This is a genomic window from Naumannella cuiyingiana, from assembly GCF_013408305.1.
In the GTDB taxonomy this organism is placed as follows: Bacteria; Actinomycetota; Actinomycetes; order Propionibacteriales; family Propionibacteriaceae; genus Naumannella; species Naumannella cuiyingiana.
This window is the reverse complement of sequence record NZ_JACBZS010000001.1, coordinates 1953401-1967270: the sequence shown is the minus strand read 5'-3', so window position 1 is coordinate 1967270 and position 13870 is coordinate 1953401. Positions and strand designations below refer to the sequence as shown.

The 13870-nt window shown below is 68.9% G+C and carries 12 protein-coding genes and 1 tRNA gene; 6 read left to right on the top strand and 7 right to left on the bottom strand.

All coding sequences use genetic code 11. The features are described from left to right. Positions 1-26 precede the first annotated feature (26 nt). Positions 27-569, bottom strand: a complete 543-nt coding sequence (locus tag GGQ54_RS09060) for a hypothetical protein (protein ID WP_179445091.1) — start codon at positions 567-569, stop codon at positions 27-29. A gap of 532 nt (positions 570-1101) precedes the next feature. Between GGQ54_RS09060 and GGQ54_RS17750 the strand changes: the two genes are divergently transcribed. Then, on the top strand, positions 1102-1752 hold the full coding sequence (locus tag GGQ54_RS17750) for a sce7726 family protein (RefSeq protein ID WP_179445090.1): 651 nt from the start codon (positions 1102-1104) through the stop codon (positions 1750-1752). On the opposite strand, the gene GGQ54_RS09050 is transcribed toward GGQ54_RS17750, so the two are convergent. Continuing rightward, a complete protein-coding gene (locus GGQ54_RS09050; protein WP_179445089.1) occupies positions 1634-2668 on the bottom strand; it encodes a beta family protein in 1035 nt (344 codons plus the stop codon). The genes GGQ54_RS17750 and GGQ54_RS09050 overlap by 119 nt on opposite strands. Before the next feature lie 301 nt (positions 2669-2969). Between GGQ54_RS09050 and GGQ54_RS09045 the strand changes: the two genes are divergently transcribed. Beyond that, positions 2970-3203, top strand: a complete 234-nt coding sequence (locus GGQ54_RS09045) for a hypothetical protein (RefSeq protein ID WP_179445088.1) — start codon at positions 2970-2972, stop codon at positions 3201-3203. A gap of 49 nt (positions 3204-3252) precedes the next feature. On the opposite strand, the gene GGQ54_RS09040 is transcribed toward GGQ54_RS09045, so the two are convergent. The 5 genes from GGQ54_RS09040 to GGQ54_RS09020 form a co-directional block, all read right to left on the bottom strand. Then, positions 3253-3335: transfer RNA gene (locus GGQ54_RS09040), tRNA-Leu, on the bottom strand. 69 nt (positions 3336-3404) lie between these two features. Then, on the bottom strand, positions 3405-4862 hold the full coding sequence (locus GGQ54_RS09035; protein WP_179445087.1) for an L-fucose/L-arabinose isomerase family protein: 1458 nt from the start codon (positions 4860-4862) through the stop codon (positions 3405-3407). Beyond that, entirely contained in the window at positions 4859-6169 is a 1311-nt protein-coding gene (locus GGQ54_RS09030) for an MFS transporter (protein ID WP_179445086.1), read from the bottom strand. The genes GGQ54_RS09035 and GGQ54_RS09030 overlap by 4 nt, the downstream gene beginning before the upstream one ends. 49 nt (positions 6170-6218) lie before the next feature. Continuing rightward, entirely contained in the window at positions 6219-6581 is a 363-nt protein-coding gene (locus GGQ54_RS09025) for an L-rhamnose mutarotase (protein WP_179445085.1), read from the bottom strand. Between the two features lie 98 nt (positions 6582-6679). Next, positions 6680-7687, bottom strand: a complete 1008-nt coding sequence (locus tag GGQ54_RS09020) for a LacI family DNA-binding transcriptional regulator (RefSeq protein WP_179445084.1) — start codon at positions 7685-7687, stop codon at positions 6680-6682. A 98-nt stretch (positions 7688-7785) separates the two neighbouring features. On the opposite strand from GGQ54_RS09020, the gene rhaI reads away from it, so the two are divergent. The 4 genes from rhaI to GGQ54_RS09000 all read left to right on the top strand — a co-directional run bounded on the left by rhaI (position 7786) and on the right by GGQ54_RS09000 (position 13797). Continuing rightward, positions 7786-8976, top strand: coding sequence for an L-rhamnose isomerase (gene rhaI / locus GGQ54_RS09015; RefSeq protein ID WP_179445083.1), 1191 nt, complete (start codon positions 7786-7788; stop codon positions 8974-8976). A gap of 59 nt (positions 8977-9035) precedes the next feature. Next, positions 9036-11072: a bifunctional aldolase/short-chain dehydrogenase gene (locus GGQ54_RS09010; RefSeq protein ID WP_179445082.1), complete on the top strand. Its 2037-nt coding sequence runs from the start codon at positions 9036-9038 to the stop codon at positions 11070-11072. 12 nt (positions 11073-11084) lie between these two features. Beyond that, positions 11085-12494, top strand: a complete 1410-nt coding sequence (locus GGQ54_RS09005; RefSeq protein WP_343045911.1) for a rhamnulokinase — start codon at positions 11085-11087, stop codon at positions 12492-12494. 70 nt (positions 12495-12564) lie between these two features. Beyond that, positions 12565-13797 (top strand): DUF480 domain-containing protein, encoded by a 1233-nt coding sequence (locus GGQ54_RS09000; protein ID WP_343045910.1) that lies wholly within the window; start codon positions 12565-12567, stop codon positions 13795-13797. The last annotated feature ends 73 nt before the right edge of the window (positions 13798-13870 follow it).

Sequence of the window (13870 nt, the reverse complement as noted above, 5' to 3'; positions counted from 1 at the left end):
GGCCGGTCCGCGCCGAGTGGAACATCTCAGGCGCCGCCGGGATGCCCGGGGAGCCCCGCCCCGGCCCGCAGCAGGACGCCCCGCCCGTCGCGACGCCACTGCCGCTCGCTCGCGTCGGTGTAGGTCATCTCGGACACCTGCCAGGTGGGCTTCTTCATGATCGGGCGGATGAGCCAGTCCTGTCGCAACTGCTCGATGTCATCGGGAAATCCCCAGTGATAGCGGTCGGCTTCGCGGCGCTCCACGTAGAAGGTGCCCGGAGGCAGGATCGTCAGGCGCAACCGCGGTTCGGGCTGTCCGTCCTGACGCGTGGCGAAAATCTCCACCGAGTAGACCGGGGCATCGGACAGGTTGACGATGACCATCCCGCGGCCGACCACCTCCCCGGAGGCGGGATCCACCGCAACGGCCACCCAGCCGAAGACACGGGTGGCCTGCGCGCGCTCGGCCTGCTCCCTGGCCTTGTCATCCCGGGCCTGCTCGATCCGGTAGACACCGCGCGCCGTCAACGCCGCCCAGAAGGCCGCGCCGAGCGCGAACACGGACGTCACCGCGGTCAGCCACTCCATCAATCGCCCCAATCGATTCCGATTCGAGCCCCTGCGTCAGGATGCCAGAGCGGCCGGAGACAGAACGCAAAAACTCCCGACCGGATCGTTCCCGGTCGGGTGTGACCACCTCATTGAGCCCCCGTTGCTGCTGACCATTGTTGGCAAACTTGTCGGTGCAGGTGACCCTGTATGCGCACCATTACGCAAGCGCACTTCGAGTGACACCCAGCGGATCAGCCGCAAGACAAGGCGAGCGACTGACGCTCAAGATGTACCGCCTCACAAGCACCTCCTGATCAAGCAGTACCTCGTGAGCGTGCTAGCGTCGCGACGCTAACGCGGCAGGTTGGGATCAGTGACCCTGACCGCGTGGTCCACGCCCGGGCTAGAGTTCCGGTCGACCCAAACGGCTTTTGACAGCATCAGCTCTCGCCCGTGTTGCGCCTTCCGCGGCCAAAGGATGTCCACCCGAGCCGCCAGTGAGACAGCCAACATCCCTAGATCAACGCTCCGACTCCTGGCGGCGAGCAAGATGTCCTAGAGTCCCCCCATGCACGATCAGGACTTGCGCGTCGCGATGCACGCCCATCTACGGGCCCTCCATGCGGGCGAGAAGGACACTCTGATCCTTAACGAGTTTTCCGTCGATGGGCTAGATCGGATAGATTTAGCAGCCATAAATGACCACCTAACCGGTTACGAACTCAAGAGCGCACGCGACTCACTAGTGCGACTAGAGCGCCAAGTGTGGTCCTACGGTCGCGTCATGGATTACATCACTATTGTGACCACTAGCGGCCACATGCGCCGGGCCCTTGAGATCGTTCCGAGCTGGTGGGGAATAATATCAGCCGCGCCGAGTCGCGACGAGATCTGTTTGAACCGGGCCAGGAAGGCTCGCAGGAACCCACATGTCAATACCACCTCACTCGCAGGACTTTTGTGGCGAGACGAGGCGCTTCAGGTGCTAACTCGCCACGGCATTGACTCGGGAGTTCGCACGAAATCCCGCGCAGAAATCTGTCAACGCCTGGCTACCGAAATGACCCTCGCACAACTGCGTCAAGAGGTGACAACGAAAATCAGGGCGCGCCGCGGGTGGCGAGAGAGTCCAGAACCACTGCAAAGTGGTGCGACATTGCCATCCTCAGGTACGACGCCGCGTTTCCTGGCCCGGCGGCTCGTGAAGCAACATCACTAAGATACCGGTCGCCACTGCTAAACGAAGCACCGCGATAGTAGGTGGCCGCGACTACATCCGTAGCGAGCTGCACGTACTGAGGACTAGGGTCGCGACGTGTGGCCGCTCGATGGATGGCCCACTCCGTGTCCAGCGTGTAGCGAATATTAGGCACGGGCGACCATGAGACGTCTGAGTACTGCGGCACACCTACCCCATAATCCGCGAAGGCGAGCTCCCTAGCCATCCATCGCGCTCGCAGGTGACCAAACGCCGCCGCATCAGTTCTCGGAATCAAGCCAACCGTACTGGTGTGGATGATATCTCCGACCACCGCGGGGAACCCCGAAAATGCTACCACCACAGAGCGCCAGTCCCCGATCTCTGGGACCGCCGACAACGCCGTATAAACGGCAGTTGAGCACACTGCCACGCCACCCTCCACGAGCCCCGCGTCCACGACCAAATCACAGTCCTGCACCGATTGCCCACACAGTGAGAGCACTTCACCAATTCTACTGGTTAACGCGAATGAGTCTTCTTCGAGGATTTCCTCACAATCAAGCCGGAGAACGATCCCGCGACGATCCTGAGCGACAACTGAATGTATCGCAGAATACGTTTCGATGTTCTCTTCCACGGTGACAACTGGAACAGCGCTTACAGCGCGAGCTCGAAGGTTCCCGAATAGGGCCTCCACGTCACTCGCCCATTCGATGGGTGCACGCTCTCCGCGGGCCAGCGGGTGCACCCACACCACGCCGTTCTGGTGACTCCATGCACGCGCAAGCTGATTCCACTTGCTCGTATCGATCACCTCAACGAGAGGTACGAAATGGGTCGGCGAGGTCTCTCTGATGGCTTGCATCTCTCCTTGCTTGCACTTCAACACTGCCACATAGTCGTTGTGCTGGAGCGGTGTGTTCTCAGCGACCATGTGTGCATGCTACGTCTTGCACAGGTCTTTAACTAGTAGGCTTCAACACCACAACTTCGAGACTTCAAGCGATCCGCTCCAAGCTCCTCATCTGGGGCTTTACTCTCCACGGGCATCAGTGCGCCCATGTGGGTCGGAATGCACTCCGTCCGGGTCCGCGAAGTCCTCCCGGGACAGGCCCTTGGCAAGCTCTCGACCGGACCTACCACCGAGACGGAGAGGTGCGCTGCTTGGGGCACTTCCATCGGAAAGCGGGCAAGACTGCCCCGCGATCCGATCCAAGGGCCCATAGAACGTCCTCATGATGAAGACCGCGTGGAACTGCCTGAAGTCCCATCACGCGGAGTTGAAGAGAAGCAGCACCCGAGTCCTCGGCACCACCCGGACCGGCATCCTGCTCGCGTTCATCGTCGCCGCCGCCGGCAGGGGCTTTCTCGTGCCCGAAAACGGTCACACGGAGAGCCTGAAGACCCGTTCCGCGCCACTGCTGCTAGACCGAGCAACAACGCGAAACTCCCGGCCAGAGCGAACCTGACCGGGAGTTTCGTGAACCTGACGGGCGTCCAATCGTGAACTACCCTTTGTGCGCGAGAGAGGATTTGAACCTCCACGCCCTTTCGGACACTGCCACCTGAAGACAGCGCGTCTGCCGTTCCGCCACTCGCGCGTGCTCATCCCTGAGCGAGGACACACGTTAGCAGACCGCGCGCGCCTCCCCAATTCTCGCCGGGGATCCTCACACGCCGCGGTAGGCGCAGCCAAGCAGTTCGGCGGCCGCGCGCAGCGTTGCCGCGTGGTGCCCGGTGGTCAGCACCCAGTGGTGTCCGGTGCCCGTGGCCGACCAGTCGTCGACCCACTCACCCGGGTCGCGGCCGAAGTGGACCCGCGAGGTGGTGTTGCCGATCCGCATCAGCGGCCCGGGAACCACCTCGCCCTGCGCCGCGATGAAGGTCAGCGAGCCGTCGCGCTCCTGGCCGAGGGAGAAGGTGGTCACGGGCCCCGCCGTCACGTCGAACTCGACCGAGACCCCGTAGCCGCGTTTGCCGTGGTAGACGCCGAGCCCGCGCAGCAGCGGCTGCCGCGAGGCGACCCGCAGGTGGGCGGGACCGTCGTGGCCCATCTCGACGACATCGTCGTCGAAGTTCAGCGCCTGCAGCTCGGTGAAGGAGCCACCGGCGCCGAGAGCCTCCGCGATCAGCATGGCGACGCTGGTCCGCAGTTCGTACTCCCCCGCTGCCGGTACGCCACGCGCGGTGAGCAGCGATGCACCAAGAATCATCCCCGCCCCGAGCCGCTCGTGCAGCTCGCCGGCCAGGCCGCGGTGGTAGTAGGCCAGCGAGTCCAGCGAGAAGTCGTCGACCAGCCGGTCGAGCCCCAGCGAGACACGCGCCGCCCAGTCCAGATCGCCCGGGTCGACCGAGCCGTCCAGCTCGAAGATCGACGAGGCCGCGGCAACCCGCTCGGCGGCGGCCGCGTCGTCGACCTCCGCGACCCGTTCGCGCAGGTCGTCGAACTCCAGCACCTCGACATGGCTGCCGAAGGTCGCCGGCAGCCGGGTCAGATCGGTCGACACGTCGAGCATCCCCGGATACAGGTGCCCCATCAGTCCGTGCCGGGCCCGGCGCAGCGCGGCACGCGCCTTCGCTGCCCGCAGCCAGGCGTCGATCCGGGCCCACGCCCGATCCGACCCGAGGTGGCCGGTGACCGAGCGGAAGTCGATGCCGGCCCGCCGGAAGACGCTCGCCACCTCGGGCACCGAGCACTGACCGCAGTAGGCCAGCCACTCCCCCGTGCCGAACCGCGCATGATCCATCCGCGGCCCGGGCTGCAGGTCGATGATCAACACCGGCGCGCCCGCCTGCTGCGCGATCGGCAGGACCATGTCGCTGGTCAGGTAGGTGGCGAGGTTGATCACCACCAGGTCGCAGTCCGCGGCCCGCAGGCGCGCGGCGGCCGCCCGGCCCTCGGTCGCGTCGGAGATGAATCCCGCGTCCACGACGCGGGCATCGGCCTCGGTGAACCGGCGGACGATCTCGGTCTGGGCACGCTGCAGCTCGGGCAGCAACTCCGGGAACTGCGGCCAGTAGGCCCCGAGCCCGCCGCCGACGATGCCGATCACCGGCTGCGGGAAGTCGCGGCGGCGTACCAGCGGATCGCCCGATTCCGGCACGTCGAGCCGCTCGGTGGCCGTCATCGGGCCGCACCCGCGGTGTTGCCCCGAGCCTCGAGATTCTCCCCGTACCGTTCGAGCTCGATCTGCTCCAGGCTCTTGCCTCGCGTGTCCGGCGCGAACAGCACACCGATCAGCAGCGCCACGACGAGTAGCGCGATCATGATCACGCCGACGAACGGTACGCCGCGGGTGGCGAGCAGCGTCGGGAACCAGTAGCTCAACAGGCCGACCACGATGCGGGCCAGGCAGAACAGCACGCCCTGCGCGCTGGCCCGGTAGCGGGTGGCGAACAGCTCGGCCGTCCACAGGCCGTAGAACGCCTGCGCGCCGATACCCGCGGAGACGCCCCAGAGCACGGCGAAGGCGATCAGCATCGGGCCGGTGACGTGGGCGAAGACGAGGATCAACCAGGCCGCAACACCGAGTGCCGCGCCGATGCCGTAGAGCAGGCGGCGGCTCATCCGGTCGGCGAGCAGCATGAAGCCGAAGTAGGTCGCGGCGACGGTGCAGCCCCACAGCAGCACCTGCAACAGATTCTGGGTGGTGGGGCTCTCCACTCCCGCGGTCTCGTAGACCCGAGGCATGAAGATTCCCATCTGGCCCGCCACCGCGCCCCAGATGGCGTACACGCCGAACAGGAAGATCAACGCGGTGATGTTCTGTTTGCGGCTGAGCAGCGCCTTCAGGCCGGCGAGCGGCGACATGGACACGCCGGGCCGGCGGCTCTCGGACCAGATCCGCGATTCCGCAAGCCCGCGGCGCACCCACCAGGTGATGAACGCGACCACGAACAGGTGCGCGAAGATCAACCGGCTGCCGAACAGGCCCAGCGGAACCAGCACGGTCGCGATGGCGAAGACCAGGAACGGTCCGAGCGACCAGGCGAGCTGGGCCATCCCGACATGACGAGCGCGCTGCTCGGCCGGCGCTTCCTCGGCGATGTAGGTCCACGCGACCGGTACGCCGGCGCCGACCGCGATGCCGGTCAGCAGCACGCCGACGATCAGCATCCATGGCGCAACCGCGAAGATCACGAAGGCCGTGCCGATCATGTAGAGCACAAGATCGTAGGTGTAGATGAACTTGCGTCCGAACCGATCGCCGAGCGGCCCGCCGATCAGCGCGCCGATCGCCGAACCGAACGCGTTCGCGCTGATCGCCGCGATGAATCCCACCGCGAGGTTGTCGAAGCCGAAGTACTCCTGCCAGAAGGTCAGGCTGGTCGCCAACGCGATGATCGAACCGGCCTCGATGTAGTTCGACATCGCGACCGCGATCGTCGCGCGCCAGCCGCGCAGCCTGGCCTTCGCAGGTTGGTTTGTGCTCATCTCGACACGTCCTTGTGTTTCGACCAGAGGTTCTGGTGTTGGGGCTGATTCAGGCGAGGTGGAAGTAGATCGGCAAGAACTCGGGACCGGTGCCCGGCACGAAGTACCTACCCATCGACTCCTGCCATCGGGCATTGATCTGCGAGCCGGCCATCGCCGCGACCGCGGCCTCGGCGTCGTCGGCCTCGAAGTAGCCGACGACGAGACCGTCGGCCTCGCGGATGAACAACGAGTAGTTGCGCCAGCCGGCCGCGCTGAGCGCCGCGAGCATCTCCGGCCAGACCCGTTGGTGCTCGGCGACGTAGTCCTCGATGGCCTCCGGGCGGATCCGCAACAGCAGGCAGGCCCGCCCCCGAGCGGTCTCCGACGAGACGGCTGTCCGCGCGTTCGCCACGGTCCAGGACCGCGTCATCGCAGCCTCCCTCCCTCGGATGCGCCGACGCTAACGGAAATATTGAGTCGTTTCAATAGGTGGTCCGGAGGCGCCGTCCGCGGCGATGGTGAGACCCCTCAGCCGGGCGGTGCGGCCGAGGCGCGCACCACGAGCTCGGGGGTGAACAGGATCTGCCGGGGACGCCCGCGCTCCAGCAACAGGCCGGCCGCCTCGGCTCCCATCCGGTAGGTCGGCTGGCGTACCGAGGTGAGCGGCACGGCGAGCTCGCCGGCGAAGGCGACGTCGTCGTAGCCGACCACCGAGAGGTCCGCGGGAACGGACACCGCCCGCTCGCGGGCGGCTCGCATCACGCCCAACGCGAGCAGGTCGTTGACACAGAACACGGCGGTCAGCTCGGGATGATCATCGAACAACTGGAGCATCGCGCCGTAGCCGTTGGCGGCATCCATCGCGGCCACCTCGATCTCGACCAGGTCGGCATCCGGGTCGCCGCCGGCCGCCGCGATCGCCTCCCGCGCGCCGTCGTGGCGATCGCGGCACTGCTTGATGTCGAGCGAGCCGTTGAGGAAGCCGATCCGTCGATGCCCGAGACCCAGCAGGTGATCCAGCGCAATACGCCCGCCCGCGACGTCGTCGGAGGCGACCGCGTCCAGGCCCAGACCGGACGGTCGATGATCAAGGAGGACAACCCGCGTCCCCTGGTCGAGCAGGATGCCCAGATTGTCGCCCGTGCCGCGCGACGGCGTGACCAGTACGCCCCGCAGGCGCTGCTGCGCGAACTGCTCCAGGACCCGGCGCTCGCGATCGGGATCGGCATCGGAGGAGCTCAGCGCCATCGTCAGTCCGGCCTCGATCAACCGGTCCTCCACGCCCCGAGCCATCTCGGTGAAGAAGGGGTTCGCGATGTCCAGCACGAGCATGCCGGCCGTCCTCGACGCTCCCTCGCGCAGTTGTCGGGCCGACGCATTCGGCACGAAACCGAGCTCGACGATCGCCTCGTGCACCCGCTCCCGCGTTCCGGCGGAGACGATCTCGGGCCGGTTGAGCACATTGGAGACCGTGCCGACCGAGACGCCGGCAACGCGCGCCACGTCACCGATACGTGCCTTCGTCGCGTCGCCCATCACCCTCCGCTCCGGATCTTGCGGGGCCCAATCAAATCTGATTGAATCGTTTCATACCAAGTGGGTCACGCCCCACCGAGGACGACGAAGGAGCCGTCATGGCATACGCCGCCCCGGAGCTCGCCGACCTGGACCGCGCCGCGCGGGCCGCGCTGGACGCCCAGACCATCGAGCTGCCCTCGTGGGCGTTCGGCAATTCCGGTACGCGGTTCAAGGTCTTCACCAGCCCCGGCACGCCGCGCGACCCGTTCGAGAAGATCGCCGACGCCGGCCAGGTGCACGCCCACACCGGGATCGCGCCGCGGGTCTCCCTGCACATCCCGTGGGACCTGGTCGACGACTTCGGCGCGCTCGCCGCGCACGCGACCGAGCACGGCGTCGCGATCGGTGCGATCAACTCCAATGTCTTCCAGGACGATGACTACAAGCTGGGTTCGCTGTGCAATCCGTCGGCCCGGGTACGCCGCAAGGCCGTCGATCACCACCTGCGCTGCATCGAGGTGATGCGGGCCACCGGCTCGACCGACCTGAAGATCTGGCTCGCCGACGGGCTCAACTACCCGGGCCAGGATGATCTTCGTCAGCGCCAGGACCGGCTCGCCGAGGGCCTCGCCGAGATCTATGCCGGGCTGGACGACGGGATGCGGCTGATCCTTGAGTACAAATTCTTCGAGCCGGCCTTCTATGCCACCGACATTCCGGACTGGGGCACCGCCCTGCTGCACTGCAGTGCGCTCGGCGAGCGCGCGAAGGTCGTGCTCGACACCGGCCACCACGCCCCCGGCACCAATATCGAGTTCATCGTCGCCCAGTTGCTGCGGGTCGACCGCCTCGGCGCCTTCGACTTCAACTCCCGCTTCTACGCCGACGACGACCTGATGGCCGGAGCCGCCGACCCGTTCCAGTTGTTCCGGATCATGCACGAGCTCGCCCGCGCCGGGGCCCTGGCGCCGGGCTCGATGATCAACTTCATGCTCGACGAGTGCCACAACATCGAGGACAAGATCCCCGGGCAGATCCGGTCCGTGCTGAACGTGCAGGAAGCCACGGCGAAGGCGCTGCTGGTCGACGCCGCCGCGCTCGCCGCCGCACAGCGCGACGGCGACGTGCTGGGCGCCAATGCCGTGCTGATGGACGCCTACAACGCCGACGTGCGGGGACTGCTCGCCGACTGGCGCACCGACCGCGGGCTGCCCGCCGACCCGATGCGGGCCTTCGCCGAGTCCGGCCACCTCGCCAAGATCGCGGCCGAACGCACCGGCGGCACCCAGGCCGGCTGGGGCGCCTGAGCGCCCGGCGTACCGACCGATTCCTCCCACCGAACCGATCCGGAAGGACCCACCCGACCATGACCAACCAGGCCGTCACCGACCTGCTCGCGCGCTCCAACCGGCTCGGCTCCGACCCGCGCAACACCAACTATGCCGGCGGGAACGCGTCGGCCAAGGGCACCGAGACCGATCCCGCCACCGGCGCCGATGTCGAACTGATGTGGGTGAAGGGCTCCGGCGGCGACCTGGGTACGCTCACCGAGCCCGGCCTGGCGGTGCTGCGCCTGGACCGGCTCCGGGCCCTGACCGGCGTCTACCCCGGCGTCGAGCGCGAGGACGAGATGGTCGCCGCCTTCGACTACTGCCTGCACGGCAGGGGCGGCGCGGCGCCGTCGATCGACACGGCCATGCACGGGCTGGTGGACGCGGCCCATGTCGATCACCTGCACCCCGATGCCGGCATCGCGATCGCCACGGCCGCCGACGGTGAGCGGCTGACCGCCGAGATCTTCGGCGACAAGGTGGCGTGGGTGCCGTGGCGGCGGCCGGGATTCCAACTGGGGCTGGACATCGCCAAGATCAAGTCCGAGAATCCCCAGGCGGTCGGCGTGATCCTCGGCGGCCACGGGATCACCGCCTGGGGAGACACCTCCGCCGAGGCCGAGGCGAACTCCCTGTGGATCATCCGCACCGCCCAGGCCTATCTCGACGAGAACGGCTCCGATCAGCCCTTCGGCGCCCCCCGCGACGGGTTCGGCGCCCTGCCCGAGGATCGCCGCCGGGCCAAGGCCGCGGCCCTGGCTCCCCACCTGCGCGCGGTCGCGTCCGCCGATCGGCGGATGGTTGGCCACTTCACCGACAGCCCCGAGGTGTTGGACTTCCTCGCCGGGGAGAAGCTCGGGGCGCTGGCCGAGCTCGGCACCTCCTGCCCCGACCATTTCCTGCGGACCAAGATCAAACCGCTCGTCCTCGACCTGCCCGCCGATGCGCCGATCGAGGAATGCGTGGCGCGCCTGGCCGAGCTGCACGAGGCGTACCGGGCCGACTATCGCGCCTACTACGAGCGGCACGCGACGGCGGACTCCCCGGCCATGCGCGGCGCCGATCCGGCGATCATCCTCGTCCCCGGCGTCGGCATGTTCTCCTACGGCAAGGACAAGCAGACCGCGCGGGTGGCCGGCGAGTTCTATGTCAACGCGATCAACGTGATGCGCGGCGCCGAGTCGGTCTCGACCTACGCGCCGATCGACGAGGCGGAGAAGTTCCGGATCGAGTACTGGGCACTGGAGGAGGCCAAGCTCGCGCGGATGCCGAAGCCGCGCAGCCATGCCGGCCGGATCGCCCTGGTGACCGGAGCCGCGTCCGGGATCGGCAAGGCGATCGCCGCCCGGCTCGCCGCCGAGGGCGCATGTGTCGTGATCGCCGACCTCGATCCCGCGCAGGCGCGCGAGGCCGCTGCCGAGCTGGGCGGCCCCGACACCGCCGTCGGCGTGGCCGCCGACGTGGCCGACGCCGAGGCCGTCCGCGCCGCGGTCAACACCGCACTGCTCGCTTTCGGTGGGCTCGACCTGGTGATCAACAACGCCGGCCTGTCGATCTCCAAGCCGCTGCTGGAGACCACCGAGTCCGACTGGGACATCCAGCACGAGGTGATGGCCAAGGGCGCCTTCCTGGTCTCCCAGGCCGCGGCCCGGGCCATGATCGAACAGCGCCTCGGCGGCGACCTCGTCTACATCTCGTCGAAGAACTCGGTCTTCGCCGGCCCGAACAACATCGCCTACAGCGCCGTCAAGGCCGACCAGGCCCATCAGGTACGCCTGCTCGCCGCCGAACTCGGCGAGCACGGCATCCGCGTCAACGGGATCAACCCCGACGGCGTCGTCCGCGGTTCGGGCATCTTCGCCGGGGGGTGGGGCGCCCAGCGCGCGGCCGTCTACGGCGTACCCGAGGACGAGCTCGGCGCGTTCTATGCCCAGCGCACGTTGCTCAAGCGAGAGGTGTTGCCCGAGCACGTGGCCAATGCCGCGGCCGCGCTCACCTCCGACGAGTTCAGCCACACCACGGGCCTGCACGTGCCGGTCGACGCCGGCGTCGCCGCGGCCTTCCTGCGCTGATCGGAGCCTGTGGTGATCAATCCCCGGGTCTTCGGCGCGATCGACATCGGGGCCTCCGGCGGCCGCGTGATGGCGGGGATCGTCGACGCCCGGCGGGTCGAGCTCGTCGCGGTGCACCGCTTCGCCAACGGGGCGGTACGCCGCGACGGCCACCTGCGCTGGGAGCTCGGCCGCCTGCTCACCGAGGTCGAGCGCGGACTGGCCGCGCTGGCCCGCGACTTCCCGCAGACCGAGTCGATCGGGATCGACACCTGGGCCGTCGACTACGGGCTGCTGGACGCGGCGGGCCGGCCGCTGGCCGATCCGATCGCCTATCGCGACGAGCGCACGGCGACCGCCGTGCCGCGCGTCGACGCCGCCGTGGACCGGGCCCGCCAGTACGCGATCAACGGGCTGCAGCACCTGCCGTTCACCACCCTCTACCAGCTCGACGCCGAACGCGACGGGCCGCTGTGGGACCGCGCCGCACACATCGTCCTGCTGCCCGATCTGATCGCCCACCACCTGACCGGGGCGCTGTCCACGGAGGCCACGAACGCCTCCACCACCGGCCTGGTCGACGTGCGCACCGGCGACTGGTCGGGCGAACTGCTCGCCGCGCTCGGGATCGATCCGGGATTGCTGCCGGCGATCGAGCAGCCCGGCACGGTGCGCGGGCGGTTGCGCCCGGAGCTGGCCCGCCGACTGGGTCTGGACGCCGCGGTGACCACCGTCGGCTCCCACGACACGGCCTCGGCCGTCGTGGGCGTACCCGCCGCGGATCGCGACATCGCCTTCGTGTCGTCCGGTACCTGGTCGCTGGTGGGTGTCGAGTTGGACGCGCCGGTGCTGGACGAGGCCAGCCGCGCTGCCAACTTCACCAACGAGCGCGGCGTGGACGATCGGATCCGCTACCTGCGCAATGTCGGCGGGCTGTGGCTGCTGCAGGAATGCCTGCGCGCCTGGGGCGTGTCGGGTACGCCGGCCGCGCTGCTCGCCGAGGCCGGGGCGCTGCCCACGGGCGGCGGGGTGATCGACGTCGACGACGCGGAGTTCATCGCGCCGGGCGAGATGCCCGAGCGGATCGCCGCGGCGCTGCGACGCGACGGTTGGCCCGAGCCCCGCACGCGGGCCGAGACGGTGCGGGTGATCCTCGACTCCCTCGCCGGGGCCTATGCCCGGACCATCGAGCAGGCCTCGGCGCTGTCCGGGCGTCGCGTCGCGACCGTGCACGTGGTCGGCGGGGGCGCCCAGAACGAGGCGCTGTGCCGGCTCACCGCCGCGGCGACCGGCCGGGAGGTGGTGGCGGGCCCGACCGAGGCGACCGCGCTCGGCAATGTGCTCGTCCAGGCCCGCGCCCACGGCGCCGCGCCGGCGACCCTGGAGGAGATGCGCGCGGGCCTGGCGGCCGGCCAGCAGCTGCGCCGCTACGCGCCCGCCTGAGCCATCATCCCAATCCCGACTGGGCCACTATCCCGACTGGCCCACGATGATGGTGGGCCACAATGATCCGGTGACCGAACTGCCCCAGCTCGACGCGGCGGAGCAGCGCATCCTCGGCAGTCTGTTGGAGAAGGAGCTCACGGTCCCGGGCTCCTACCCGCTGACGCTGAACGCCGTGCGTACCGCCGCCAACCAGACCTCCAGCCGCGAACCCGTCACCGATTACGACGAGCGCACCGTCAACGAGACCCTGAAGCGGCTGCGCGATGCCGACCTCGTCACCACCACCTGGGCCGGCGCCGGCCAGCGGGCGGTGAAGTTCGCCCAGACCATCGCCCACCGTGCGGGCTGGACTCCGGCCCAGCGGGCGCTGCTGACCGTGCTGTTGCTCCGCGGCCCGCAGCCGGCCGGCGCGCTGAAGACCCGCACCGAGCGCCTGTACGCCTTCGACGACCGCGCCGCCGTCGAGACCGAGCTCGCCGCGATGGCCGCCGCCGAGCAGCCGCTGGTACGCCAACTGCCACGCCAGGCCGGGCAGCACGACCCCCGCTGGATCCACCTGCTCGGGCCGGTCGAGCACGCCGACGGCGCCGCCCCGGCCGAGCCCGCGGCCGACCTGGACAGCGTGCTCGCCGCCGGCGGGCCGGCCCGCGACGACCGGGTCCGGGCCGCCTACGGCACGGTCGCCCGTTCCTATGCCGACAACTTCGACGACGAGCTCGCCGACGGCGAGCAGAGCCTGCCGTTCGAGCGTTGGCTGCTGGACCGGATCGCGGCCCTGGCCGGCGACGCGCCGATCGCCGACGCCGGCTGCGGGCCGGGCCACGTCACGGCGTACCTGAATCGCCGCGGCGCGCACGCGACCGGCATCGACCTGACCGAGGAGATGGTCGAACAGGCCCGGGAGCGCCACCCCGAGGGCGACTATGCCGTCGGTGACCTGCGCCAACTGCTCCGCCCAACCGGCGCGGACGGCTGGGGCGCGGTGCTCGCCTGGTACTCCCTGATCCACCTCGCCGGCTCCGAGCTCGCGCCCGCGATCGCCGCGCTGGCCCGCCCGCTGCGGCCGGGCGGCTGGCTGCTGATCGCCCTGCACGCGGGCGCGGAGGTGATCGGCCTCGACCGCTGGTTCGGCCACGCCATCGACCTGGACTTCGTCCTGCACCCGCCCGATTCCGTCCGCGCCGCGGCCGAGGCGGCCGGCCTGACCGACATCGAGTGGTACCTGCGCGGCCCGCAGGCCGGCGAGACGACCACGCGCTACTACCTGCTCGGCCGCCGGGCGCCCGAACCCGGCGCCTGATCCGCCGCGCGGGTAGCGGCAACTGTGCCGTTCACTGCGGCCCCATTAGTATCGACGCCGGTGGGTACGCTCG

What these genes read in the sequence shown, in the direction of transcription:
- GGQ54_RS09010 (WP_179445082.1), top strand. Translation starts at nt 9,036, where the DNA reads ATGACCAACCAGGCCGTCACCGACCTGCTCGCGCGCTCCAACCGGCTC.
- GGQ54_RS09045 (WP_179445088.1), top strand. Translation starts at nt 2,970, where the DNA reads ATGATGAAGACCGCGTGGAACTGCCTGAAGTCCCATCACGCGGAGTTG.
- GGQ54_RS09030 (WP_179445086.1), bottom strand. Translation starts at nt 6,169, where the DNA reads ATGAGCACAAACCAACCTGCGAAGGCCAGGCTGCGCGGCTGGCGCGCG.
- GGQ54_RS09050 (WP_179445089.1), bottom strand. Translation starts at nt 2,668, where the DNA reads ATGGTCGCTGAGAACACACCGCTCCAGCACAACGACTATGTGGCAGTG.
- GGQ54_RS09025 (WP_179445085.1), bottom strand. Translation starts at nt 6,581, where the DNA reads ATGACGCGGTCCTGGACCGTGGCGAACGCGCGGACAGCCGTCTCGTCG.
- GGQ54_RS09020 (WP_179445084.1), bottom strand. Translation starts at nt 7,687, where the DNA reads ATGGGCGACGCGACGAAGGCACGTATCGGTGACGTGGCGCGCGTTGCC.
- GGQ54_RS17750 (WP_179445090.1), top strand. Translation starts at nt 1,102, where the DNA reads ATGCACGATCAGGACTTGCGCGTCGCGATGCACGCCCATCTACGGGCC.
- GGQ54_RS09035 (WP_179445087.1), bottom strand. Translation starts at nt 4,862, where the DNA reads ATGACGGCCACCGAGCGGCTCGACGTGCCGGAATCGGGCGATCCGCTG.
- GGQ54_RS09060 (WP_179445091.1), bottom strand. Translation starts at nt 569, where the DNA reads ATGGAGTGGCTGACCGCGGTGACGTCCGTGTTCGCGCTCGGCGCGGCC.
- rhaI (WP_179445083.1), top strand. Translation starts at nt 7,786, where the DNA reads ATGGCATACGCCGCCCCGGAGCTCGCCGACCTGGACCGCGCCGCGCGG.